Below are 558 nucleotides of genomic sequence, written 5' to 3'. Positions count from 1 at the left end.
TGCCGAACGAGATCGTCGAGATCTGCACGCCCTCGGACTTCGCGGCGCGGGCCGCGGTGAAGGCGCCCTGCGGGGCGTTGGGGTCCAGCGGCACGTTCTCGGCGCCGTCGGATTCCAGCACGATCCGCGCCGGCGGCGGACCGTCCCCGCCCCCCATCACCGAGCCGACGGTCGCGATGGCCTGCAGCGCGGTGAACAGGCCCTCGCCCGTCGCGGTCTTGGGCGCCGCCTGCAGGCTGTCGATGCCCGCCTTGACGGCCTCCCGATTGGTGGTCGGGGGCACCAACAGCGTGGCGTTGGCCGCGAACTCGACCAGGCCGAGGTTGATCGCGGGCGTCAGCTGCTCGGCGAACTGCTTGCCGGCCTCCTTCGCCGCGGCCAGCCGCGACGGCGGCACGTCGTTGGAGGCCATCGACTCCGACACGTCGATGAGCAGCATGATGACGGCGCGGTTGCGCGGGATGCGCATGTCGTGGGTGGGCGTGGCCAGCGCGATCGTCAGTAGGACCAGGCTCAGCAGCGAGACGGCGATCGGGAGGTGCCGCCACGGCGATTGCG

1 protein-coding gene is annotated in these 558 nt (G+C 72.0%); it reads right to left on the bottom strand.

The features are described from left to right. Positions 1-558: VWA domain-containing protein (locus tag A5700_RS15340; RefSeq protein ID WP_156671238.1), on the bottom strand; the 558-nt coding region annotated here is incomplete at both ends.

Origin of the sequence: Mycobacterium sp. E1214 (genome assembly GCF_001666755.1) — a bacterium.
Classification (GTDB): Bacteria; Actinomycetota; Actinomycetes; order Mycobacteriales; family Mycobacteriaceae; genus Mycobacterium.
This window is presented reverse-complemented; position numbering and strand designations above follow the sequence as displayed.